The following is a 3120-nucleotide window of genomic DNA, read 5'->3' on the forward strand; positions in this document are numbered from 1 at the left end:
TTGCTGAAAGGAAATACGACCTTCTTCCATTCTACACGCCCCTTTTCTCTACATCTTTTTATGGGGTACGGAAACGATTCAAAGAATAACCCGCCACAACTGAAAATTTTTCCAATTCAGGCAGGTGTTTTTTATATTTTATTTTGTAGTTTCTTATAAAGAAGAATAACGAAAAAAATCTTGTTGTAGAGTTTTCAGATATAATTTAGAGTACGGAATATATTCAAAAATAAAACTTAGAAGAAGCTGTCTCTTAAATCATAAGACAGCCTCCAAATAAAGATACGTATTAACTTACTCTACTCCTACTTTACCAATAAGTGGATCACATTTAAAAATTGGAAAGAAAATATTTACTATGTGTTTAATATTAGTCAAAATCCTTTGAGTGTATAACCTACAAGGTTATAACTACTAAATCATACTATCAATTCTAAATTGTTCTAATTCCTCTAAAGACCCATCGAATTCATTTAAATCAACTTTTCCTGTAATACCAGGTACATGTCCACTACTAGTATATTGTAAGAATTTCCACTCATTCCATCCTGCAAAATCTTCTGGTTGCTGAACATCATAACGAGCAAACCACAATGGATATTCCCCAAGTGATTCATTTAGATTTCTTCGACCAAAATCTAGATATGTGTATAAAATTGGTTTTATACCAATTCTTTCTATTACGCGTTCCATCCATATCCTCGCCCATTCAGAAAGTTCATCTTTACCCAGTTCCCCTTGATTGATTTCAAGATCAAGTACGGGTGGTAAACTACCTTCGAACCCTCCATCATTTTATAATGTCTATTGTTCCTAAAGTTTCTTTAAATATTAATGGATAAAAATAACACTAGTGAAGCAGTACTATACTATCATAATTTGATATCTGATTATTTATAAAAATTGCTTTAAAGAGTATTTTATTGCATTTAACAAACACAAAATTTATTAGGTTCTTTGGATAATGAAAAAGTATGTTAAGTATACTTTAGAAATGGTTTCTCATCCTTTGTTTATTCTATACTCTTGAAATATGAATAATATTTTCTCAAATACATCAAAATAACATTGATTTTTTAAGAATTTAAAATAAAGTTTTTCTGTTTAAAACAAAATTTAACCAAGATATAATTTATGTTTTTATTAGAAAGTGATAAATCAAGGGTTATAGGATGTTTGGGATAAAACTTTTTTACAAAACAATTTTCATCACCTAAATAAAGGAGGTTTCATAATGCGTAATATACCTTTCAGGGACGGAATGGATTTAGGACTTGGAATAGACGATCTCACAGGATCGGTTGGTTCTTTACCAGCTGTCAATTTCACAGAGATAGAAGAAGCAGTTGGTGAAGAGGGGATGGAAGCCGTGTACGATACCTCGCTGATCAACTCGTCAGAACAGATGTACAATTCACTGGGTATAGATGTCAATGCCGAAGGCCGATATGGTTTGTTCACCGCGGAAGGCAAGTTCTCATTTGCAGAGAAGTCCCAGTTTAATTCGACGTCGACCTTTCTTGTAGCCCGAGCTGACATTCAGAACGCCTTCAAGCGAGTGAAGAACCCCAGTCCTACTCAAGATGCACAAGACCTGAAACGCGACGGTGATACAGAGACGTTCCGCAAAAGATATGGTGACCTGTTCATCCGAGGTGTGAAAAGCGGTGGCGAATACATCGCCATACTATCTATCACGAACAAGGTTCAACAGGACCAACGTGACCTTGGGATTGCACTTAAGGCAAGCTTCGATAGCATTGTAGCTGGCGGATCGCTATCAGTAGATATCCAGGAAAAGATATCTAGATTGAAATCGAACTCAGAGGTTCGAGTTTCTATATACCAGCGAGGTGGCGTTAGGGAACAAATTTCCTACACGGGTACGGTGGAAGAAGTAATGGAACGGATAAAGACATTTGCTACAGTGGTTAATCAGAATCCAAAGGCATATTCTGTACAGGCTGCTTCGTACGACACTTTAATTTTTCCAGATGGACCGAACCCGTTCGACATCAGGCGTCAGCAAGAAGTGCTCGAGGACTGCATGAAGAAGCGCTTGCAACTACAAACAATACGCAATGACATCGAGATGATATTGCTACACCCAGACTACTTTAAATCGCCGCCTGATCGGGCTACTTTGTCAATGTGGAGTACTGCTGTCACTAGCATATTGAACGAGTTGGACCGACACGTTGATAAGGTGGTAGATAGCATCTCTGCTGCGGAGTTCTATCCACTAACATTACCTGAGGGACTGGTTCTTCCTGAGCGTGTCCAGCACTCGTCAACGAAGGTTGAAATCTTCACACTTGCCGATTACAGCTTGAACGAGGGAGGAGTCCCAGGACGATCGCAAAAGTTAGCACCAGGATGGTACGATGATTCAAAAAGTCAAATCCTAATAGGTAACGACCAGTTGAGTTCAATCAAGGTTCCAGAGGGACTAGCAGTTCGTGCCTGGGAACACGCCTGGTTTCAGGGAGCATTCATCGACTTCACTGAGGACACTCCGGCGTTACCTATGAACTGGAACGATCGGATTTCCTCATTGGTAGTCTATCCAGCCGAGGACAGGCCACCTAAAATCTCGCAAGTTGTAGCGATAGAATCTTTGTGGAGTCCACGCTGGTTGGTGCTGAATCCAGGTAAGTACCCAGATTTGGAAACTACGCCACTCGGCAGGGCCACGACTAGTGCTTTATTGATTCCACAGGGGATGATTGTACGAATGTGGGATCAGCCGAATTTTCAAGGTAATTCGATTGAGTTCTATACCGATACCCTTGAGCTGCCACCAGATTGGAATAACCGCGCTGTTTCATTTGAGGTATTGGATACTCGAGAGGGGTAAGGAAAAGTATGAACTTAATGGTTCTGTTACAAAGTTGACACGAATTTAAATAGGGTGAGTAAAGGTAATCAAATTCTATGCACTTGTAAATAATTTCTGTAATTCCTTATACGTCGAAAAAGGGAAGTCTGGAATGTGACTTCTCTTTTGTTTGTATATAGCATAAATCGTTTCGATTTCTTTCAAGGTACGTGGAGCATGGCGAAGATTTTGAAATCCTGCGGATTTAACAACTTCTTTCTTAAACGTTTCTCCTTTTGCTT

The 3120-nt window shown here is 38.9% G+C and carries 1 protein-coding gene and 2 pseudogenes; 1 reads left to right on the forward strand and 2 read right to left on the reverse strand.

Features of this window, described 5'->3' with window-relative positions; genetic code table 11:
* Nucleotides 1-414: 414 nt before the first annotated feature.
* Nucleotides 415-765: pseudogene (locus GFJ36_RS28785) on the reverse strand (glycoside hydrolase family 25 protein); the annotation flags it as partial.
* Nucleotides 766-1234: 469 nt separating this feature from the next.
* On the opposite strand from GFJ36_RS28785, the gene GFJ36_RS28790 reads away from it, so the two are divergent.
* A complete protein-coding gene (locus GFJ36_RS28790; protein WP_157349853.1) occupies nt 1235-2857 on the forward strand; it encodes a hypothetical protein in 1623 nt (540 codons plus the stop codon).
* A gap of 75 nt (nt 2858-2932) precedes the next feature.
* Here GFJ36_RS28790 and GFJ36_RS29310 read toward each other — a convergent pair.
* Nucleotides 2933-3120: pseudogene (locus tag GFJ36_RS29310) on the reverse strand (IS6 family transposase); the annotation flags it as partial.

This window comes from Bacillus sp. EE-W1, assembly GCF_009760835.1.
Classification (GTDB): domain Bacteria; phylum Bacillota; class Bacilli; order Bacillales; family Bacillaceae_G; genus Bacillus_A; species Bacillus_A wiedmannii.

Excerpts from the sequence above, each read along its gene's own strand:
- GFJ36_RS28790 (WP_157349853.1), top strand. The coding sequence starts at position 1,235 with ATGCGTAATATACCTTTCAGGGACGGAATGGATTTAGGACTTGGAATA.